This is a genomic window from Marinobacter sp. S0848L (genome assembly GCF_023016065.1).
Lineage (GTDB): Bacteria > Pseudomonadota > Gammaproteobacteria > Pseudomonadales > Oleiphilaceae > Marinobacter.
In genome coordinates, this window is sequence record NZ_JALKAQ010000002.1 from 155,510 (window position 1) to 176,192 (window position 20,683).

The 20,683-nt window shown below is 52.2% G+C and carries 25 protein-coding genes and 2 tRNA genes; 23 read left to right on the forward strand and 4 right to left on the reverse strand.

The window, feature by feature from the left end:
• The first annotated feature begins 30 nt into the window (after positions 1-30).
• Positions 31-1,608 (forward strand): glutamine-hydrolyzing GMP synthase, encoded by a 1,578-nt coding sequence (gene guaA, locus MWU64_RS03820; RefSeq protein ID WP_247061206.1) that lies wholly within the window; start codon positions 31-33, stop codon positions 1,606-1,608.
• A gap of 561 nt (positions 1,609-2,169) precedes the next feature.
• On the opposite strand, the gene MWU64_RS03825 is transcribed toward guaA, so the two are convergent.
• The 3 genes from MWU64_RS03825 to MWU64_RS03835 form a co-directional block, all read right to left on the reverse strand.
• A complete protein-coding gene (locus MWU64_RS03825; RefSeq protein ID WP_247061208.1) occupies positions 2,170-2,745 on the reverse strand; it encodes a TetR/AcrR family transcriptional regulator in 576 nt (191 codons plus the stop codon).
• Positions 2,745-3,173, reverse strand: coding sequence for a disulfide bond formation protein B (locus MWU64_RS03830; RefSeq protein WP_247061210.1), 429 nt, complete (start codon positions 3,171-3,173; stop codon positions 2,745-2,747). Before MWU64_RS03830 ends, MWU64_RS03825 begins: the two co-directional genes overlap by 1 nt.
• 158 nt (positions 3,174-3,331) lie before the next feature.
• Positions 3,332-3,751, reverse strand: coding sequence for a PACE efflux transporter (locus MWU64_RS03835; protein WP_208170943.1), 420 nt, complete (start codon positions 3,749-3,751; stop codon positions 3,332-3,334).
• A 365-nt stretch (positions 3,752-4,116) separates the two neighbouring features.
• On the opposite strand from MWU64_RS03835, the gene MWU64_RS03840 reads away from it, so the two are divergent.
• From MWU64_RS03840 to MWU64_RS03875, 9 genes are all read left to right on the forward strand, one after another.
• Positions 4,117-4,500, forward strand: coding sequence for a hypothetical protein (locus tag MWU64_RS03840; protein WP_247061213.1), 384 nt, complete (start codon positions 4,117-4,119; stop codon positions 4,498-4,500).
• Positions 4,501-4,822: 322 nt separating this feature from the next.
• The gene (locus tag MWU64_RS03845) at positions 4,823-5,437 is read left to right on the forward strand and encodes a PEP-CTERM sorting domain-containing protein (RefSeq protein ID WP_247061215.1); all 615 of its coding nucleotides are present in this window, start codon (positions 4,823-4,825) and stop codon (positions 5,435-5,437) included.
• Positions 5,438-5,592: 155 nt separating this feature from the next.
• Positions 5,593-5,886, forward strand: a complete 294-nt coding sequence (locus MWU64_RS03850; RefSeq protein ID WP_247061217.1) for a PAS domain-containing protein — start codon at positions 5,593-5,595, stop codon at positions 5,884-5,886.
• Positions 5,883-6,017 (forward strand): hypothetical protein, encoded by a 135-nt coding sequence (locus MWU64_RS15405; RefSeq protein WP_281496231.1) that lies wholly within the window; start codon positions 5,883-5,885, stop codon positions 6,015-6,017. Before MWU64_RS03850 ends, MWU64_RS15405 begins: the two co-directional genes overlap by 4 nt.
• Before the next feature lie 44 nt (positions 6,018-6,061).
• Positions 6,062-6,238, forward strand: a complete 177-nt coding sequence (locus tag MWU64_RS03855; protein WP_247061227.1) for an EAL domain-containing protein — start codon at positions 6,062-6,064, stop codon at positions 6,236-6,238.
• Between the two features lie 132 nt (positions 6,239-6,370).
• Positions 6,371-6,874, forward strand: a complete 504-nt coding sequence (gene tadA, locus MWU64_RS03860; RefSeq protein ID WP_247061229.1) for a tRNA adenosine(34) deaminase TadA — start codon at positions 6,371-6,373, stop codon at positions 6,872-6,874.
• A gap of 6 nt (positions 6,875-6,880) precedes the next feature.
• Positions 6,881-7,870 carry a UDP-glucose 4-epimerase GalE gene (gene galE / locus MWU64_RS03865; protein ID WP_247061231.1) on the forward strand — a complete coding sequence of 330 codons (990 nt, stop codon included), beginning with the start codon at positions 6,881-6,883 and terminating at the stop codon, positions 7,868-7,870.
• 32 nt (positions 7,871-7,902) lie between these two features.
• Positions 7,903-9,249 (forward strand): UDP-glucose/GDP-mannose dehydrogenase family protein, encoded by a 1,347-nt coding sequence (locus MWU64_RS03870; protein ID WP_247061233.1) that lies wholly within the window; start codon positions 7,903-7,905, stop codon positions 9,247-9,249.
• A 13-nt stretch (positions 9,250-9,262) separates the two neighbouring features.
• On the forward strand, positions 9,263-9,685 hold the full coding sequence (locus tag MWU64_RS03875) for an HIT family protein (protein ID WP_247061235.1): 423 nt from the start codon (positions 9,263-9,265) through the stop codon (positions 9,683-9,685).
• Here the strand turns inward: MWU64_RS03875 and fabR are convergent, their stop codons facing one another.
• Complete coding sequence (fabR, locus tag MWU64_RS03880; protein WP_247061237.1) at positions 9,686-10,312, reverse strand: HTH-type transcriptional repressor FabR; 627 nt, start codon at positions 10,310-10,312, stop codon at positions 9,686-9,688.
• A gap of 333 nt (positions 10,313-10,645) precedes the next feature.
• Between fabR and aspS the strand changes: the two genes are divergently transcribed.
• The 13 genes from aspS to MWU64_RS03945 all read left to right on the forward strand — a co-directional run bounded on the left by aspS (position 10,646) and on the right by MWU64_RS03945 (position 20,640).
• A complete protein-coding gene (gene aspS, locus MWU64_RS03885) occupies positions 10,646-12,445 on the forward strand; it encodes an aspartate--tRNA ligase (protein WP_247061239.1) in 1,800 nt (599 codons plus the stop codon).
• Positions 12,446-12,518: 73 nt separating this feature from the next.
• A complete protein-coding gene (gene ruvC / locus MWU64_RS03890; protein WP_247061247.1) occupies positions 12,519-13,046 on the forward strand; it encodes a crossover junction endodeoxyribonuclease RuvC in 528 nt (175 codons plus the stop codon).
• 33 nt (positions 13,047-13,079) lie between these two features.
• Positions 13,080-13,709, forward strand: a complete 630-nt coding sequence (gene ruvA / locus MWU64_RS03895) for a Holliday junction branch migration protein RuvA (protein WP_247061249.1) — start codon at positions 13,080-13,082, stop codon at positions 13,707-13,709.
• A 143-nt stretch (positions 13,710-13,852) separates the two neighbouring features.
• Positions 13,853-14,884, forward strand: a complete 1,032-nt coding sequence (gene ruvB, locus MWU64_RS03900; RefSeq protein ID WP_247061251.1) for a Holliday junction branch migration DNA helicase RuvB — start codon at positions 13,853-13,855, stop codon at positions 14,882-14,884.
• Positions 14,877-15,302 carry a tol-pal system-associated acyl-CoA thioesterase gene (ybgC, locus tag MWU64_RS03905; RefSeq protein WP_247061253.1) on the forward strand — a complete coding sequence of 142 codons (426 nt, stop codon included), beginning with the start codon at positions 14,877-14,879 and terminating at the stop codon, positions 15,300-15,302. Before ruvB ends, ybgC begins: the two co-directional genes overlap by 8 nt.
• A 36-nt stretch (positions 15,303-15,338) precedes the next feature.
• Entirely contained in the window at positions 15,339-16,028 is a 690-nt protein-coding gene (tolQ, locus tag MWU64_RS03910) for a protein TolQ (RefSeq protein ID WP_247061255.1), read from the forward strand.
• 31 nt (positions 16,029-16,059) lie between these two features.
• Positions 16,060-16,506, forward strand: coding sequence for a protein TolR (tolR, locus tag MWU64_RS03915; protein WP_247061257.1), 447 nt, complete (start codon positions 16,060-16,062; stop codon positions 16,504-16,506).
• 18 nt (positions 16,507-16,524) lie between these two features.
• On the forward strand, positions 16,525-17,562 hold the full coding sequence (gene tolA / locus MWU64_RS03920) for a cell envelope integrity protein TolA (protein ID WP_247061259.1): 1,038 nt from the start codon (positions 16,525-16,527) through the stop codon (positions 17,560-17,562).
• A gap of 80 nt (positions 17,563-17,642) precedes the next feature.
• Positions 17,643-18,899 carry a Tol-Pal system beta propeller repeat protein TolB gene (tolB, locus tag MWU64_RS03925; protein ID WP_247062041.1) on the forward strand — a complete coding sequence of 419 codons (1,257 nt, stop codon included), beginning with the start codon at positions 17,643-17,645 and terminating at the stop codon, positions 18,897-18,899.
• 48 nt (positions 18,900-18,947) lie between these two features.
• Entirely contained in the window at positions 18,948-19,523 is a 576-nt protein-coding gene (gene pal, locus MWU64_RS03930; protein ID WP_247061268.1) for a peptidoglycan-associated lipoprotein Pal, read from the forward strand.
• Positions 19,524-19,546: 23 nt separating this feature from the next.
• The gene (gene ybgF, locus MWU64_RS03935; protein WP_247061270.1) at positions 19,547-20,311 is read left to right on the forward strand and encodes a tol-pal system protein YbgF; all 765 of its coding nucleotides are present in this window, start codon (positions 19,547-19,549) and stop codon (positions 20,309-20,311) included.
• A gap of 117 nt (positions 20,312-20,428) precedes the next feature.
• Positions 20,429-20,504, forward strand: a tRNA-Lys gene (locus MWU64_RS03940).
• Between the two features lie 60 nt (positions 20,505-20,564).
• A tRNA-Lys gene (locus tag MWU64_RS03945) sits at positions 20,565-20,640 on the forward strand.
• The last annotated feature ends 43 nt before the right edge of the window (positions 20,641-20,683 follow it).

Sequence of the window (20,683 nt, forward strand, 5' to 3'; positions counted from 1 at the left end):
TGTGTTGTTTCTCTTCAGCCCGAGGACTCCATGGCTCAGAACATTCACGACCACCGTATCCTGATTCTTGATTTCGGTTCCCAGTACACCCAATTGATTGCTCGCCGCGTGCGGGAGATTGGTGTGTACTGCGAGGTGAAAGCCTTTGATATCACCGAAGATGAACTAAACGACTTCAACCCCAAAGGCATCATTCTGGCTGGCGGGCCTGAATCGGTTACCGAATTGGGAGGGCCGCGTGCGCCAGAGAGCCTGTTCGAAAAAGGTATTCCGGTGCTTGGTATCTGCTATGGCATGCAGACCATGGCTGAGCAGCTGGGAGGCCGTGTTGCCAGCTCGGAGAAACGCGAGTTCGGCTATGCGCAAGTTAAAGTACGTGCGAAAGGGCCATTACTAAACGACATCACCGATCACCTGACGCCCGCCGGCGATTCCTTGCTGGACGTATGGATGAGTCACGGCGATAAAGTGGTGGCCATGCCAGAAGGCTTCGAGCTGCTGGCTTCTACCGAGAGTGCTCCGATTGCAGCGATGCAAGACCTGTCGCGGAATCTGTTTGGTGTGCAGTTCCATCCTGAAGTCACTCATACGCTACAGGGCAAGCGGATTCTTGAGCACTTTGTTCTGAATATCTGTACCTGCGAAGCACTATGGACACCAGCAAAGATCGTGGACGACGCTGTGCGCCAGATTCGCGAGCAGGTAGGTACTGATAAAGTATTGCTAGGCCTGTCAGGCGGTGTTGATTCCTCGGTAACCGCAGCGCTTTTGCATAAAGCGATCGGTGATCAGCTGACCTGCGTATTTGTCGATAACGGGTTGCTGCGTCTGAACGAAGGCGATCAGGTTATGGATATGTTCGGCAGCAGCATGGGGGTTAAAGTCGTCCGTGCGGATGCAGAAGATCTATTCCTGTCGAAGTTGAAAGGGGTCAGTGATCCGGAACAGAAGCGGAAAGTCATCGGCAACACCTTTATTGATGTGTTCGATGAAGAGGCTGCCAAGATTAAAGATGTGAACTGGCTGGCTCAGGGCACAATTTACCCCGACGTGATTGAATCTGCGGCATCAAAGACGGGTAAGGCGCATGTGATCAAGTCCCACCACAACGTGGGCGGTTTGCCAGAAACCATGAAGATGAAACTGGTAGAGCCATTGCGTGAGCTTTTCAAAGACGAAGTACGCAGAATCGGTCTCGAACTAGGCCTTCCCTACGATATGGTGTACCGCCATCCGTTCCCGGGGCCAGGTTTGGGTGTGCGGATTCTGGGCGAAGTTAAGAAAGAATACGCCGACATTCTGCGTCACGCCGATGCCATCTTCCTTGAAGAGTTGCACCGTGCCGACCTTTACCACAAAACCAGTCAGGCGTTTGCTGTCTTCCTGCCGGTTAAATCTGTGGGGGTTGTAGGTGATGCTCGCCGCTACGAATGGGTTGTGGCACTGCGCGCGGTTGAAACCATCGATTTCATGACTGCTCGTTGGGCGCACTTGCCGTACGAGCTGTTGGAAACGGTTTCTAACCGGATCATCAACGAGATCACCGGCATTTCCCGTGTGACCTACGATGTATCGTCCAAGCCGCCTGCGACGATAGAGTGGGAGTGACAGGTACCGACAAGTAACACTTGGCAATATCTAGCAATAACAAAATAAATCTCAGAGCCCAGCGTTTTCGCTGGGCTTTCTGTTTGTGTGGGAGAGCAAGTCCGGTCATTGAGCTTGCTTAGGATGACCTTTGTGAGTGCTGGTAGGCAATTTTTGCTTTAGTTGTAGTGGTCAATTTGTTGCTGAGAGCCGTCTGTTGGGCCTATCCTGGTAAGCTGTTGTATTTGGCTGATTACCAGAGGAAGATGATAGATGTGCAGTCGGAGCATGCTCTCCCTGCGATCTCTTAGAGGTGGCGCTCCAGCCTATTCATCCATTATGGCAGGCCGAACTGGCGGAAGAGTGGCTGTCGCTGGGTGTTTCCAAAATCCCTGAGTTAGATTGATGTAGAGCACACCGAGTCGTTTTCTCCACATATTTAACACGTCGTAGGCGTTCAGCGAGAGCATGGCGTCAATGTAAAATGAGTCAGACATTTTATAGACACTGTATCGCCATCCCTGGGAATAACTGCTGGTTAGCCATAATGTGGCTTTATTAGATAAAGCTCTTTGCTTTAATTTATCTTGCTCCTAGAAAAGAAATAATTAAACTTGTAAGAGTGTCGTTTGCTTCCTGGTAGCTTATCTCACCATGATTCATAGCTTTTCCAATTTCTTCAAGAGCTCCGAATATCGCGATTAGCTTTATTCTGAGTTCATCGTTTGGAATGGATACAAAAGGACGAAATAACTTGTGATATGACTTAACAAAATAATCTCTTATCTGAACTCGTATATTGTTATATTCAGGGTACGCCAATAAAGCTGAAATTACAGCCTCGTATAAACTCCCACAGATCTTCACACAATCCATATAGGAAGAAGCAGCGATACTGGCTGCATCTTTGAGGCTGGAGGTTTTTACCTGAATAGACACAGTCATTGCAGAGACTAATTTTTCATCGCAACGTTTATACAATTCCGAAAGCAAACCTTCGCGATTAGAAAAGTGTTCATATGTTAATGGTTTGGTTACGCCTGCCTTTTCGGCAAGCGTAATAAGTGTTAATGCATCTGCTCCTTCATTTCTAACGATCTCTTCGGCAATAGACAAGAGCTGCTCTCGACGAGCATCCTTTGACATGCGCTTTCCCATTAAATCGGCCTCTTATTACAATTTGTTGTAAGTAGTAAAGTCGTGAAAACCTGCGCGACTATAATAAACATGGCTCCTCCTGATAACAACATTTCATCGAAGAACCAAGGGCCACCATTTCCAAACTTATAGACCCCTTCATAGATGTCGTCCCAGCCCATGAAGTGTTGCATAGCTGCAACTACGAAACCGTAGCCACCTAAAACAGTAACTATATATTTAGTAAGTAGTGGATGTAATCGTGAGGTCATTAATAGTATAAGCCCCAAAATACCAATGATGGTTCTCTGGGTTCGGCAATAAGGGCAGGGGTAAGTCAGACCAGTCAGGTCAATGGCCCATGTGATTAGGAATATGGCGATGGAAACAATGCCAAAAAACCGAATAAGACGACTGTATGATGGTTGGTAATTACGCTGGCTGTTCATGTTTTCTCCTGTTGTAGTATGTTGGTTTTTATGTTTTAAGATTAAATGTTTGTAGTGCGGCCAGTTCACTTGGGGCAAAAGCGTTATACATTCACCATTACTTAAGTAACTGACCGCTTATTGATTCCATATAATGTTAAATTTTTTTGGTGTGGCTCTTATTGAGCTGATAGAGGCAGTCCAAATATTCGGTCGAACGTCCAATTATAAAAGAAAGTGAAAAACATAAAAAACAAAGTTAACCCAATATCAAGCATGAATGCGTCCCATAGTGATAGATCAAGCCACCATGAAAATAAAGGTAGAGTAATAGCTACAAAACCAACTTCAAATCCTACAGCGTGGATCACTCGTCGTATTACATCTCGCCCACGTTTAGCCAGCTTGGATTCCCACCATTCAAAAACTGTGTTATATGCAGTGTTCCAAATGATAGCCAGAACTACCGTCACAACACCTAGCATACTGGAATGTGAGGCATCTTTATCTGAGAATAAATAGAATGCGGTGCTAATAATAGCAAGAGTTATTGCTTCATAAAATAATACGTAGGTAACTTTGCGTTTAATTCCTTGCATTTCCGACCTCTTCGATAATAAACATTGAATTCCCCTGTGCTAGGGGTATAAAGCCACGTATTACGAATAGTAGGTGGACAGTGAGTACAGACTCCTGCACGCATACAGAAAAGGTCGCAATTCATATTGTTATCCATTCATATTACCCCAGCTGATTGAGCCGCCTCTGAAACTATCGGGCTCTGTCACACTTGGTTATGTTACCATTAGTAAGTTACCATTGGTAATTTTATTGTCAAGTGCATATCCAGTATGAGGATCCTTTTGCCTAGTTTTTAGTCTTGTCTACGGTGAGCTGTGTCTGCCGCTTTGGAAGGGCTTACGATGCCGCTTTATTAGTAGAGTTAGGGCAGGGCGATACCATCATGGTTGCGTCGCTGGCCGGGCTGACTCTGTTAAAACTGATTGCCTGGCAGGAGCGGGGAAACGAGAGCAGCAAAGACGTGGCTGACTTCTTAACCATTCTGCTTGAGTATCAGCATGTTCAGGAGGATCGTCTGTGGGAGCCTTATGTCCCGGCAGAGCGCCTGGAGTATGATACCGAGAGGCAAGGGGCTTTCCTGCTCGGGTATGACTTGAAGATGATCTTGTCTGAGCCAGCCACCAGCCTGGAGACCGTCAGCAGGATAACCGCATTGGCAGCTGGTATTGATGGACTGGTTGGGGCTCAGTTCAGGAGTCAGAACCTCTGCAGTTACGAGAGGGTAGAGCAGCTGCAGCATGACTTTTGGTCGGGACTGGAGTTGTAAGAACAGTCTCCACTCAGTAAAAAACCAATAAAATTCTGAACATGGTATTTTTCTTGGCATCAAAGATGTGTGGTTTGTTAAGTTATTGATATTTAATGGCTTAAGTTCGCTGTTAATAATCGAGTGGGAATGATCGGTTATTAAGCGAGTGCCTGAAGGTGTACGATAATGTGTCCAGTTATTTTACGCTCTTCCGGCGCGCGCGCTTGAGCTTTTCTTTAATTGATTGATTTTATTAGCGTATTGGTTTTAGGCACAGGATGTGCAGGCTAAAAAGTAGCGGTACTCAAATAAAGAAATTGGGGAAACCCAGGGAGCTCCTATGCGACACTTTCAATTTGCTTTAGTATTTTTTGTCTCGATGTGTTTGCCGGGTCTGGCAAGCGCTGCACTCATATCGGCTGGCTTTCAGGTAAATCTTAACGATTCAGACCCTGGGCTGGTCGTTGATTCTGCAGATATCGCGGCGAATCCGTTTTCCTTCACGTTAAACGAGGGCGGTAGCACAACGTTTAATTTGTTTAAAATTTGGACGGATGAGTCTGCGGTTAATAACGATGATGAGGTCGCAAAACCTATCTCCGTTGATTTTAACTTTACCTCTCCTGCGTTAGTGGCGGGCTCGGCGAACGGAAATACCGTCGGCAAAAAGTGGATCGGCGGACTGTTCCAGGGCGGGACTCTCTCATGGGGCGCACCTTTGCAATTGGTGTTTGGAGCGCTTGGAGATGGCCTGCTAGAGGTAAGTTTGTCTGATACTAAGTTCAATAAAGGGCTCTTTGGAATTAACGACGGTGAAAAGTACGGCGGGAAGGTTAAAGCTACCATCACGCTTGTCCGCGAGGCGAGTCAGGTACCAGAGCCCGGAACACTGGGTCTGTTAGCGGCCGGCCTTCTAGGGTTTGGGCTGCGCGCACGTCGCCGTGTGGCGAGCTAAGCGCGATCCCGCAACGTAAAGAGAGTGCCGTAACGGGGCCAGATGGGAATCTGGCCCCGTTCTTATTTGGCAGGAAAGCAGCCCTTCGATAGAACGAACAGGTCGTTAAAGTAGATTCCCGACTTTCGTTCCGGAACGCGCGCGATGAATACGAAATGCATTGCATTGATGTGGATCTGGGTGATGTAAAAAAAGCCCAGTCGCACGCTATGTCCAAGGAAGAGTTGTTGACGGGGGTGTTTGAGTCGATCCCCGATTTGTTTTTCTTGGTGACGGAAGACGGAACGATTCTTGAGTGTCACGCCGGCGATAGCCGGAAGTTATACGTTCAGTATGAAAATCTACTGGGCGAGAATATGGCGGATTTTTTGCCTGAAGAAGTGGCCGCCAAGTTTAGGAGTTACATCGAAAAAGCGATCCGGGAGGGTAGGCGACAAAGTCCTCGTTGAAGCAGCTAGAAATCGAAGAACAGTTATGTGGTGCGCTGGAGCGTGATGAATTCGAGGTTTACTATCAGCCGAAAATCAATTTAAAAGACCGGAAAGTGGTGGGTGCTGAAGCATTTTTGTCAGTGGCATAACGGCGAATAAAGAAGATCGTGATCTTGTAACAGCCACCATAGCGATGGCCCACAGCCTAAATCTGGACGTTGTAGCTCAAGGCGTTGAAACAGGTGAGCAGCTTAAACTATTAAATGGCCTGGGGTGTGATGTGGCGCAGGGGTATTATTTCAGCAGGCCTATTCCCAAGCTTGAGATGATGAAGTTCGATTTAAAGAAACGCCTTGAAGCTGAATGCTAAACAGAAGGTGCGGTGATTGAGGTAGCTAGGCCTTCGTTGTTGGTTGAAAAGCGGAATAGTGTTATTTTCCGCGTTGCTGAATGGCCGTTGCTGCGATTTGTTAAGCCCCTACCTACCATACGAACCTCGTTTATGTCCGATATACACGCCCTTGATGAATACTGGATGGCTCGCGCTTTGGCGTTGGCTGCTCAAGCTGGCCAGCTTGATGAAGTCCCGGTCGGCGCGATTGTCGTTCGCGATGGCCGAGAGTTGGGGGTAGGTTATAATGCGCCGATTACCGGATGCGATCCGACCGCCCACGCAGAGGTGCGTGCTTTGCGCGATGCTGCTGCCAGGGCAGGAAACTATCGGCTGAGCGGAGCTACGCTTTACGTTACGCTAGAGCCCTGTACCATGTGTGTAGGTGCTATTGTACACAGCCGTGTAAGCCGCATTGTTTACGGTGCACTAGAGCCCAAAGCCGGTGCCGTCGAATCGGCACGGCGCACCCTTGAGGAGCCCTTTCTCAACTGGCAAGTCGAGACGGTTGGTGGAGTTCTTGCCGATGAGTGCGGGCAAGTTATCAGCGACTTTTTCAGCCGCCGACGTAGTGAAATCCGTCGTCAGCGTAAACAACATTCAGGGAAGGAGTAATTCCACGTGAAAGTACTTGTGACCGGCGGTGCCGGCTATATCGGCAGCCATGTAGTTCGCCAGTTGGCTGAGGCCGGCCATGACATTGTTGTGTTTGATAACCTGTCAACCGGTTACCGCTGGGCCGTGACTGCTGGTGAGCTGGTGGTTGGCGATCTTTGCGATGAAGCGGCCATTGAAGAGCTGTTTGCCGCTCATGATTTTGAGGCGGTTTTGCATTTTGCCGCGAACATTGTGGTGCCCGAATCTGTCAGTAATCCGTTGAAATACTATAGCAACAACACTCGAAATACTCTGAATCTCCTGAAGGCAATTGAGCGTCACAAAACACCTTATATGGTGTTTTCGTCTACAGCGGCGGTCTATGGTATGCCCGAGCAAACCGTGCTCACCGAGGGTATGCCCCTAGCTCCGATCAATCCGTATGGCGCGTCGAAGATGATGAGTGAGCGGATGATTATGGATCTGGCCGCGGCATCCAGTCTCAATTACGTAGTGTTGCGCTACTTCAACGTCGCAGGCGCAAATCCGGACGGCCTTTTGGGGCAGGCAACACCAGAGGCTACGCATCTTATCAAAGTGGCTTGTGAATGTGTGACCGGCCAGCGCGAGGGCATGAGCGTGTTCGGTACCGACTACGAAACCCGTGATGGCACCTGTATTCGCGATTACATCCACGTTGAAGATCTGGCCAAGGCTCACGTGATGGCGTTGGAGTACATGGCGAAGGGTGGCGAGTCCCAGGTGCTTAACTGTGGCTATGGCAGCGGGTTTACGGTTAACGAAGTGATCGGTGTGGTTAAAGAAGAATCCGGAGTTGATTTCCCAGTTGAAACTACGGGCCGAAGGCCTGGCGACCCCGCAGCGCTTATGGCCGAAAATACCAAAATCAAGAACGTTTTAGGCTGGCAGCCCGATTACGACAACCTGAATACTATTGTGCGCACCGCTTTAGCCTGGGAAAAGATTTGGCTTCAGAAAAAAGCTGCGAAATAACCCTTTATTAGAGAGTTCTCGGGAAATACTTCATGAAGATTACGATTTTTGGAACGGGTTATGTCGGTCTTGTGACCGGTGCTTGTCTGGCAGATGTCGGGCACGACGTGTTATGCATGGACGTTGATGAAGGCAAGATCAACAAGCTCAAGAATGGCCAAATCCCGATTTATGAGCCGGGCCTTGAGTCAATCGTTAAGCATACCTTTGAAGCGGGACGCTTATCGTTCACCACCGATGTTGAAGAAGCCGTTAAGCACGGAACCTTGCAGTTCATCGCCGTCGGAACACCGCCGGACGAAGATGGTTCGGCTGACCTTCAGTACGTATTGGCCGTGGCAAAATCCATCGGCCAGTATATGGACGAGTATAAAGTGGTGGTCGATAAGTCTACGGTACCCGTCGGAACCGGTGACAAGGTGAAGGCTGCCGTGCGCGCGCAATTGGATAAGCGCGGTCTTGAGTTGGCGTTCGATGTTGTTTCCAACCCGGAATTCCTGAAGGAAGGGGCGGCGATCAACGACTTCATGAAGCCGGACCGTATTGTGATTGGCACCGATAGCGAGCAAGCGGCGGATTTGCTCCGGGAGGTGTATTACCCGTTCAACCGGAACCGCGACCGCATGATCTTCATGGATATTCGTTCTGCGGAACTGACCAAATACGCCGCGAACTCCATGCTGGCCACCAAAATCAGTTTTATGAACGAGATGTCGAATCTGGCGGAGCGTTTGGGGGCTGATATTGAGGCCGTTCGTCGCGGGATTGGTTCCGATCCACGTATCGGTTACCACTTCATCTACCCGGGATGTGGCTACGGTGGGTCGTGCTTCCCGAAAGATGTTCAGGCGTTGGCCCGAACCGCCCGTGATTGCGATTACGATGCCAAGCTTTTGAATGCGGTTGAGGCGGTCAACTACGCTCAAAAGCACGTATTGTTCGATAAGATCAGTCACTACTTCCAAGGTAACCTGGACGGCAAGGTTGTGGCGCTTTGGGGTTTGGCGTTCAAGCCGAACACCGACGATATGCGTGAGGCATCATCCAGAACGTTGATGGAAAGTTTGTGGAAAGCCGGCGCGAAGGTTCAGGCGTTTGATCCGGAAGCGATGAACGAAACCCAACGCATTTATGGCGACCATGACAGTCTGATCTTGTGCGGCACAAAAGAACAAGCGCTGAAAGGGGCCGATGTGCTGGTGATTTGCACTGAATGGAAGGAGTTTCGTTCCCCGGACTTTGATGCCATTGCGGGTACACTGAAACAGCCTGCGGTGTTTGATGGCCGCAATCTGTATGAACCGGAAATGCTGGAACGTTATGGCTTGACGTATTACGCCATCGGGCGCGGCCAGAACCAGTTTCATTCGGCGGGCTGATAGAGGGTAAGCCATGTTTGAGCTCCACGAACGACTTGCTGCCGACACCCATAGCTTGGGCCAGTCGGCGCTGTGCGATGTGCGATTAATGAACGACCGCACTTGGCCGTGGATTATTCTGGTGCCGGCGGTGTCCGGCATTCGGGAAATCTATCAGTTAACGGCCGATCAGCAGATGCAGTTGCTGAAAGAATCGTCGGCATTGAGCAAGGGCATGATGGAGCTCTTTGAAGGCGACAAGATGAACGTGGCGGCACTGGGTAATATGGTGCCGCAATTGCACCTGCATCATATCGTCCGGTTTCAGGATGATCCGGCTTGGCCGGGACCGGTCTGGGGCACCCAAGCCCCTGTGCCTTATACGGCTGAAGAGTTGGAGCGGGTCACTGAAAAGCTTCAGCCTGTGCTTGAGTCGTTGGCGTTGCCCTGTATCTGATTATTCCCGGCCCTGTTGCCACTGGGCGAGGGTCTGGGAACCTACCAAAATCATCCGCAGTTCGATTTTCAGCTTTGCTTTGAGCTCGTCTCGTTCTTTGGGGGTCGCATCCAAGGCTTCTGCGCCTTGGTTGAACACGAGTGTGACCATCGCCTCGGCGACCATTCGGGCGTCTGAAATTGGCTTATTTTGCTCTTCTGCGAAGCGACGCAAGTCGGCCGCCAATTCGGTAACAAAATGTTCGATCTCTGCTTTGACTGCAGTGCGGAATGGCTTGGATACGCCGGTTCGCTCCCGCAACATCAACCGGAACAGGTTGGCGTTGTTGCCAAGGTACTCCATAAAGGTGTCCACCGATGTGGAGATGGCGCTTCCATCCCGCACGATGCGCTTCCGCGCTTGACGCATCAGTTGCCGAAGCGCAACGCCGCCTTCATCAACGAGCGCCAGCCCCAATTCGTCCAGTTCAGAGAAGTGCCGGTAAAACGAGGTGGGGGCTATGCCGGCTTCGCGGGCCACTTCGCGTAAACTCAAACTGCCAAAGCCCCGATCTGCACTCAGTTGTGCGAGGGCGGCATCCATCAATGCCCGTCGGGTTTTTAGTTTTTGCTCTGCTCTGGTGGCCAAAACGGCTGCTCCAATTGCGGCTAAAGACGGTCATTCTAGCCGCCTGTCTTCATAGAGTCATCAGAGTGTCTTAAATGCGTTCTTGTACGCCTGATTTTCGGCGTCATTGTGTTTATAATGGGCGGCTTTTCCAGTAAGGTCGCAAAAATTCCAGCGACCAAGATTTTGCTGCAAGCAAGCAGGTGGAGATGGCTTTCCGAAACACGCTGTGAATACGTCCGTGTACGCTCGGCTCCGCCATCCATGGCTCCGCACGGTTTCGGAAAGCCATCTCCACCTGCTTGCCCAGACTTAACGATTTAACGCACACATTCAGAAACTACGGGAACCGGTATGCGCAGTCATTATTGCGGTGGGATCAACGAATCTCACATTGATCAGGAAGTTACACTCTGTGGATGGGTACATCGCCGCCGTGACCACGGTGGGGTTATATTCCTGGATCTGCGGGACCGGGATGGTATTTCTCAGGTCGTTGTTGACCCGGATACCGAAGAAAGTTTTGCGCTGGCGGAAAAAGTTCGCAGCGAATACGTTGTTAAAGTAACCGGTCGTGTGCGTCGTCGCCCCGCCGGTACTGAAAACGACAACATGCCGACCGGCCAGGTAGAACTGCTGGGTAAAGAGCTGGTTATTCTGAATGCCGCCGCCACGCCGCCGTTCCCGCTGGATGAGCACGTCGACGTAGGTGAAGACGTTCGCTTGCGCTACCGCTTTATCGACTTGCGTCGCCCGGAAATGATTAACCGCCTGCGTTTCCGCTCGCGGGTAACCAGCTACATCCGTAACTTCCTCGACAGCCGCGGCTTTATGGATGTGGAAACGCCCATCCTGACCCGTGCGACTCCGGAAGGAGCCCGTGACTATCTGGTACCGAGCCGTACTCACGATGGCTCCTTCTTCGCATTGCCTCAGTCTCCGCAGCTGTTCAAGCAGATGCTGATGGTCTCGGGTGTTGACCGTTACTACCAGATCGCCAAGTGCTTCCGCGACGAAGACCTTCGGGCAGATCGTCAGCCAGAATTTACTCAGGTAGACATCGAGGCCTCTTTTGTTGATGAAGAAAGCCTGATGAACCTGAACGAAGACATGATCCGCACTCTGTTTAAGGACGTGCTGGATGTTGAGCTTCCTGAATTCCCGCGTATGCCATACTCCGAAGCAATGCAGCGTTACGGCAGCGACAAGCCAGATCTGCGTATCCCGCTGGAGCTTCAGGACGTAAACGATCTGGTTGAAAGCGTGGACTTCAAAGTCTTCGCCGGCCCTGCGAAAGATCCGAAAGGCCGTGTTGCTGCGCTGCGCGTACCGAAAGGTGGTGAGCTGAGCCGTAAGCAGATTGACGAATACACCAAGTTTGTCGGCATCTACGGTGCTAAAGGTCTGGCTTACATCAAGGTCAATGAACTGGCCAAAGGCGTTGAAGGGCTGCAGTCCCCGATTGTTAAGTTCCTGGGTGACGACGTTGCCATGGCGATCATGGAGCGTGTGGGTGCGGAAGACGGCGATATCGTGTTCTTCGGCGCAGACAAAACCACCGTTGTAAACGAAGCCTTGGGCGCGCTGCGCATCAAAGTGGGCCACGACCTGAACATGCTGACCTGCGAGTGGGCCCCGATGTGGGTGGTAGATTTCCCGATGTTCGAGGAAACCTCTGACGGCGGCCTGACCGCCATTCACCATCCGTTCACTGCGCCTTCCTGCACACCGGAAGAGCTGGCGGCAGACCCGGCGAATGCTCTGTCCCGTGCCTACGACATGGTGTTGAACGGCACCGAATTGGGTGGAGGCTCCATCCGTATCCACGATGGCGCGATGCAGGACACGGTCTTCCGTATTCTGGGCATCGGTGAAGAAGAAGCGCGAGCGAAGTTCGGCTTCTTGCTGGATGCGTTGAAGTTCGGTTGCCCGCCACACGGAGGTCTGGCCTTTGGTCTGGATCGTCTGGTAATGCTGATGACTGGCTCGGCGTCTATCCGTGACGTAATCGCGTTCCCGAAAACCCAGAGCGCCACCTGCTTGATGACGCAGGCTCCGGGTGAAGTAGACGAGAAGCAGTTGAAAGAGCTGCACATCCGCTTGCGACGTTCCGCCAAACCCGCTGACGGCGGAAAAACGGAAGAGAAAGCGTAAGTGTGAACGACAAGAGGCGGCTTAGGCCGCCTCTTTGTTTTGGTGATCCTCTCACGGATTTGAAGGTAGGCGGATGCCAATCATTCTGGGTGTAGACCCCGGTTCCAGAATTACCGGTTACGGAATCATCCGCGTGGATGGTCGCCAGACCGAATATATTGATAGTGGCTGCATTCGGGTGGGGCAAAAGCCCATGGCCGAACGGTTGCAAGCCATCTTTCAGAGTCTTGCGCTGTTGATTGGTGAGTACCGTCCGGAAGAGTTTGCCATTGAACAAGTGTTTATGGCTCGCAATCCGGATTCTGCGCTTAAGTTAGGGCAGGCCAGAGGTGCGGCTATTGTTAGTGCCGCTAATAGCGGGTTGGCCGTACATGAGTACTCTGCTCGGCAAGTGAAGCAGGCCGTCGTAGGCACCGGAGGTGCCGATAAGTCGCAGGTACAGCATATGGTTCAGGCACTGCTGGGGTTGTCCCGAAAGCCACAGGAAGACGCAGCCGATGCGTTGGCCATTGCTCTGTGCCATGCCCATATGAGTCAAAGTACGCTGAAGCTTGCAGGCGTTGGCGGTAAAGTTCGGGGCGGTCGTGCCCGCCGGCAATAAACAAACGTTGATGAATGCCAGAGGAGACGGGCTTTGATAGGTCGTATTCGCGGTTTGCTGGTTGAAAAGGCCCCGGGCCAGGCGCTGGTGGAATGCGCTGGGCTGGGGTACGAAGTCGATATTCCTTACACCACGTTCTTTCACCTGCCGGAAACTGGCCAAGAGGTGACGCTTCATACCCATTTCGCTGTTCGTGAAGATGCACAAAGCCTTTTTGGCTTCGCTTCTTTGCTTGATCGTAATCTGTTTCGGCTACTGATTAAGGTGAACGGCGTAGGTCCGAAAATGGCCATTGGTATTTTGTCCGGGCTGGATGCACAACAGTTTATTCAGTGTGTGGAAGCACGAGACGTGAACGCGTTGGTGAAGTTGCCCGGTGTCGGCAAAAAAACCGCTGAGCGTTTGTTGATCGATATGGCCGATCGCATCAAGCAACTGGAAGGCCAGTTCGTGCCCTCAATGCCGGAGCAGTTGGCAGTCGGGGCTGCCAGCGTTGCACCTGTAGCGGGGTCTGACCCCAGAGAGGAAGCGGAAGCCGCCTTGATAGCGCTGGGCTACAAACCTCAGGAGGCGGCCAAAGCCATCAGCAAAGTGGCAGAGCCAGGCATGAGCAGCGAGCAGTTAATCAGACTGGCACTGCGAAACATGATTCCAGCCGGGTAAGCCCGGCTTTTTTGTGTCGTAAGATGACGCTAATGTGTATAGAGCTTAACGTGACTCAGCCCGCGCCCTTTGTACAATTAGGGCACTCAAAGCCAAGGGCGACCAGCAGGCACGTTGTTTATTCCCAGTAAGTGGATAATGCCATGATCGAATCGGACCGACTGATAACGGCCAAAGCCGGAGAATATGAAGAGGTGCATGATCGCGCCATCCGCCCCACGCTGTTGTCTGAATACGTTGGTCAGCCGACGGTGCGCGAACAAATGGAGATCTTTATCTCTGCTGCACGGGCCCGTCAGGAAGCTTTGGACCATACCTTGATTTTCGGCCCGCCAGGGCTTGGTAAAACAACATTGGCGAATATCATTGCCAATGAGATGGGTGTTGCCATCAAAACCACTTCGGGGCCCGTGCTTGAAAAAGCCGGCGACCTGGCGGCGATGCTGACCAACCTCGAAGAAGGCGATGTTCTTTTTATCGATGAGATCCATCGTTTGAGCGCGGCAGTCGAAGAGGTGTTGTATCCGGCAATGGAAGACTATCAGCTGGATATCATGATTGGCGAAGGCCCGGCCGCACGTTCGATCAAGCTGGATTTGCCACCGTTCACGCTGGTTGGAGCCACCACGCGTGCAGGCTTGCTGACATCGCCGTTGCGGGATCGTTTCGGCATTGTTCAGCGCCTTGAGTTCTATAATAACGCCGACTTGACTCATATTATTGCCCGATCAGCCCGATTGTCTTCGGTAACCCTTGATGATGGCGGTGCTTTTGAAATTGCCCGCCGCTCTCGGGGCACGCCGCGTATTGCCAACCGGTTGTTGCGCCGGGTGCGCGATTTCGCCGAAGTTCGGTCAGACGGTCGGATTACCGCCGAGATCGCGGACCAGGCACTTAATATGTTGAAGGTGGATAGCCAGGGCTTCGATCACATGGATCGCCGGTTGCTGTTAGCGATGATCGAGAAGTTTGATGGTGGCCCGGTGGGTGTTGAAAGTCTGGCGGCCGCGATCAGTGAAGAGCGCGGCACCATCGAAGACGTGCTCGAGCCGTTTTTGATTCAACAAGGGTACATGGTGCGGACACAAAGAGGGCGTATGGTAACCTCGAGCGCTTACCAACATTTTGGCGTGGTGCAGCCCGAGTCCGGGAAAGAGGGTAGCGGCTTTGACTGAGGTGGCCGGAACATCTGTCTTCGAATTACCGATTCGGGTCTACATAGAAGACACCGACGCGGGCGGAATTGTGTTTCACGCCAAGTACCTTCACTACATGGAGCGTGCCCGCACGGAATGGGTTCGCAGCCAGGGGGTGGAGTTGCGGGCTGGGCTCGAGCAGAACGTGAGTTATGTGGTGCAGAAAATGACGCTGCATTATGCGGCCCCGGCCAAGCTGGATGATCAGTTGCTGGTAACCGCCGAGCCGATTGCGTCTTCCCGGGTGTCGATGACCTTTCGTCAGCAAGTCCTTAAGGCCGATAGCCGGGCTGTGCTGTGTGATGCCGAGGTGAGAGTGGCGTGTGTGGCTCTGGATACCGGTAAACCTCGGCGTTTGCCAGATAATATGAGTGTAATTCTAAAGAACGTGCTTTAATCATCTGAAAACATAGAAACTTCTTGGGAGTGTACAGTGGGATCCGAACTATCAGTCTGGCATCTGATTGCGAACGCAGGGCTTCTGGTGCAGCTCGTTATGCTGTTACTGGTGCTGGCCTCTGTGGTGTCTTGGGCGCTGATCTTTCAGAGAGTGAAGGTCTACCGTCAAGCGAAACAGGCTCAGCTCGCGTTCGAAGAACGGTTTTGGTCTGGCATGGACCTCGGCCAGCTGTACAAAGATGTGAACGCCAACCCAACACCAAACTCGGGTATGGAGGCACTTTTCCGTGCGGGCTTTAAGGAGTTCTCCAGGCTGCGCCAGCAAAGCCGTGATGCTGACGCGGTCATGGAGGGAACCCAGCGGGCGATGCGTGTTGCCTTCTCCCGTGAGCATGAACGCCTGGATATGCATCTGCCGTTTCTGGCCACGGTTGGTTCGACCAGTCCTTACGTGGGTTTGTTTGGCACCGTTTGGGGCATCATGAACTCCTTCCGTGGTCTGGCACAGGTGCAACAGGCGACGCTTGCAACTGTCGCTCCGGGCATCTCGGAGGCATTGATTGCAACGGCGATGGGTTTGTTCGCAGCGATTCCTGCGGTTATCGCCTACAACCGCTTCTCGACGATGTCGGATGCACTCTTGAAGAACTATGAAACCTTTGCGGATGAATTCTCCAGCATCCTTCATCGCCGGGTGCATAACTCTGAACAGGCCGGCTCGTGATGGGTTTAGACGGTAAAGGGAGGGTAGCCCGATGAAAGGTATGGGAATGATGTCCCGGGAACCGCGCAAATCCATGTCGGAAATCAACGTGGTGCCCTACATTGACGTCATGTTGGTGCTGCTGGTTATTTTCATGGTGACGGCACCTATGCTCACTCAAGGCGTGAAGGTGGATTTGCCGGAAACTACCTCGGACCCGATCACGCAAGATAAAGACGTTGAAACCATCACGGTGTCGGTGGACAGCAACGGCGCCTATTTCCTGGACGTCGGTGACGACAGCAGTGAGCCTATGTCGTTGGAGAGCGTGCGGGCACAGGTCTCGAAAATCCTGTCACAGCGTTCAAATGCGGAAGTGATGGTTCGCGGCGATGAGTTTGTCGATTACGGCGTGGTTGTGCGTTTGATGGCTGAGCTTCAGGCTGCCGGTGCTTCTGGTATTGGCCTGATTACCGATGCACCTCAGGAACAGCCTTAATCAAGTGGCGGGATTGTTGTGAAGGGTCACGAACGGGACACGGTAAATAAAGACAACGTTTCATTGAAGTCGCCTGTAGCGCTTTCGCTTGGGTTGCATTTGATGATTGTTGTGGTTGCGCTTGCGGGATGGTCGTGGACCAATCCCGTGCAAGAACCGGAACCGCGGAGTATTTCTGCCAGGCTGATTAGCCCGGAACCAAAGCCGAGCCCTGTCGTTGATGAGGAAGATCAACGGGCCGAGGCCGAGAAGCGTGAGCAGGCGGCTGAGCAACAGCGTAAAAAAGACGAGGCAGAACGCAAAAAAGCGCAGCAGGAAGCCGAACGCAAAGCAGCTGAAAAAGCGGCTCAGGAAAAAGCTCGAAAGTTAGAGCAAGAGCGCAAACAGCAAGAAGCCAAAGCGCGGGAAAAGGCTGAGCAGCAGGCGCGCGCTAAGGAGGCGGCTCGTAAAAAGGCGGAAGCCGAAGCGAAAGAGCGTGAGCGCCAGAAGGCCGAACAGGAACGGAAGCGACAGGAAGAGGCCAAGCGCAAAGCCGAGGAAGAGAAAAAACGCCAGGAAGAGCGGCGTCGCGCAGAAGAAGCGGAGCGTAAACGGAAAGAGGAGCAGGCTCGTAAAGAAGCCGAGCGCAAGCGAAAAGAAGCTGAGCGGCGGCTAAGAGAACAGCAACTTAACGCATTGGCAGAAGAGGCCGAGCAAGCTCGCGAGAGCGAAGCGCGCAGGCAACGAGAGGCTGCCGCTGCTAGAGCCCGTGAAGCTCAGATGTTAACCGACAGCGAAAAGTATCAAGCGCTGATTCGCGATCGTCTGGCCCAGGCGTGGTATCCGCCAGCTTCAGCGACCGAAAACATGGTAGCGCGACTGCAAATTACGTTACTGCCGACCGGCGAGTTGCAAAGTGTCAGTTTGGTCAGCAGCAGTGGTAATACCGCGTTCGATAACTCGGCACTGAGCGCTGTGCGGTCTTTGAATCGATACCCGGTGCCGGGCGACAGGGATACGTTTGAACGATATTTCCGGCAATTTACGATTGAATTCAACCCCAAACGGTTGCGGTGAGGCAAAACATGCATAAGAGCAATAATTCGAGACATGGACTGGCAAAACGACATCTAACCGCGATTGGCTGGTTGCTGGTTATGTGCTTTGTTGCATCGAGTGCCCGTGCAGAGTTGCTGATTAGAATTACTGAGGGCGCAAACTCTGCCATTCCGGTCGCGGTCGTTCCGTTCGCGGAGAGCGGAGCCATGCCAGCCGGCGATAAGGTCAGCAGCATTGTGCAGGCCGACTTAACAATGAGTGGCGAGTTTAAGCCGTTAGATCCTTCTAAAATGCTGAGCCTGCCTTCCGAGCGTTCGGAAGTCTATTTCCGTGACTGGCGCATGCTGGGGCAGCGCTATGTTTTGGTTGGTCAGCTTACAAATAAGGGCGGAAAAATTGAGGCCCGTTACGAGTTGTTTGATGTGAATCGAGAGCAACGCATTTTAGGCGAAACCGCTGCAGCGCCTGCTGGAAATGTCCGGTCTCTCGCGCATCACATCAGCGATCGCGTCTACGAGGCGATTACCGGCGAGCCCGGCGCTTTCTCCACTAAGTTGGCCTATGTCACGCTCTCGGGCACCGGTAAGAATAGCGTCTATCGTTTGCACGTCAGTGACATTGACGGGCAACGTTCGAAGGTGCGCCTGGAAAGCGACGAGCCTATTCTGTCGCCTTCGTGGTCGCCGGACGGCAAGAAGCTGGCCTATGTGTCTTTCGAAACCGGCAAGCCCGCTATCTATATTCACGAACTGGCTACCGGCAAGCGCACCAAGGCCGCTGATTTTCCCGGGCTGAATTCTGCGCCGGCGTGGTCGCCGGATGGGCGGTCGCTGTTAATGACGCTTTCCAAGGACGGTAACGCCGAGGTGTACGAGAAGAATTTGGCCAGTGGCCGGATTACGAAACTTACCAACCATTGGGCCATTGATACGGAAGCGGCGTGGGATCACGCAGGGAAGGGCGTGTTCTTTACCTCTGACCGATCCGGTGGCCCACAGATTTATTACATGGAACGGCCCGGAGCGGAAGCGCGGCGGCTTACCTTTGGTAGTCGTTATAACGCACGCCCGCGCCCGGACTCCAAGGGTGAGTACGTGTACTACGTGCACCAACGGGATCGTTCTTTCCATATAGCGCGGCGGAACCTGAAAACCGAAGAGGAGTTCATTGTTACCCGCACCGGAACGGACGAGTCTCCCAGCGTGTCGCCGAACGGCCGCATGCTGATCTATGCCACTGAGCAAGGCGGGAAAGGCGTGCTTACTGTGGTTTCCGCTGATGGCGGTGCAGCCTATAGCTTGCCTGCGTCTGAGGGCGAAGTGAGAGAGCCTGCGTGGGGACCGATTACTCGCTAACCCCTGAAAGCTAAGAAAGTAAATGTCACCTAAAGAAGGAAAGTACTTATGAAGCTGTCTGCACAAAACAAAGCATTTGCCATGTTGTTGTCTTTTGGTCTGGTTGCGGGCTGTAGCTCGACCGGTGACACCATGGAAGATGGTGGATACGACTCCGGCTCAGATGTCGCTGCGATTGATCAGGAAGGCGGCTCTACCGTTTACGGCGGAGAAGACGGTGAAGGCGTTTCCTCTTCGGTTCTGAGTGACGAAGAGCGCGCCGAGGCCCGTGCGAAAGCAGAGCAGGAAGCCTTGCGTAACATCACCACCTTCTACTTCGACTTCGACACCTCCGAGATCAAGCAAGAGGCTCGCAACGCGCTGGTGACTCACGCCCGTTTCTTGTCCGGTAATCCGCGCCAGCAGGTTCGTCTGGAAGGTCACGCAGATGAGCGTGGTAGCAAGGAATACAACCTGGCACTGGGTGAGCGTCGTGCCAAAGCCGTCGAGCGCTTCCTGGTTGTGAATGGTGCTTCACGTGGCCAGATTGAAACCGTAAGCTATGGTGAAGAGAAGCCGGTGGTTCGTGGTTCAGGCGAAAGCGCTTACGCTCAGAACCGTCGTGTTGAGCTGATTTTCAAGTAATTAACGTTAAAACGGACTGACCCATGAGACAAACACTCATGGCGGCCGTGCTCATCCCGCTAGGCCTCGGCCTGGCGGGAGCTGTTTCTGCACAGTCGTCGACGCCTGCATTCCAAAATGTTGCTTCAGAAGCCCAGCGCAACGCTGGCAATAGCCAGGCAACTGCCGAATTGTTTTATATGATTCAGCAGCTACAGGGTGATGTGCGACGGCTTCAGGGTAAGGTAGAGGAGCAGCAATATGAAATCCGCAAGCTGCAGCAACAGGGAAGGGACCGCTACGTAGATCTCGACCAGCGTATACTCGATTTGTCGAAAACACTGGAAGAGAAGGCCTCGTCATCCCGTGGGGATGCAAGTAAGGCTACGACGTCATCGGCGAAGCCGGAAGTGCGCAAGTATAGGGCTCCGGATGCGGAGGAGCGGAAAACCTATAACCAGATTATTGATCTGATCCGCAATCAAAAGGCTTATGACGAAGCCATCACTCAGCTATACGAATTCGTTGATCAGTATCCGGAAGGCGACTTGACGGTGAATGCCTATTATTGGCTGGGCGAAGTGTATCTTGCTAAACCTCAGCTGGAGCAAGCCAAGCAAGCCTTTACCATAGTAGCGACCCGCTACGATGATCACCGAAAAGCTGCCGATGCGGTGTACAAATTAGGTGTGACGCTCGACAAGTTGGGTGAAAAAGACGAAGCTAAACGTCGGATGCAGATGGTGGTCGATCATTACCCCGATTCCAGTGCAGCCAATTTGGCCCGAAAGTTTCTGGATGAAGCGTGAAGTTGGTCGCATAACCACCAAGTTGATCGCTGTTTAGACAGTATCTGAAAAAAATTAAAAAACCCTGAAAAAGGGGTTGATCAGCAAAAAAATATCATTAATATACGCGTCTCCATTGGGTCGTTAGCTCAGTTGGTAGAGCAGTTGGCTTTTAACCAATTGGTCGATGGTTCGAATCCATCACGACCCACCAATTTCAGAACATCGGATATGTCCGTTGTTCGTCGGGTGAAAAACCGGCAATACCAGTTATGGGTCGTTAGCTCAGTTGGTAGAGCAGTTGGCTTTTAACCAATTGGTCGATGGTTCGAATCCATCACGACCCACCAACACAGCAAAGCCGGAATTGTGGTTTTGCTCGAAAAAAGAGCC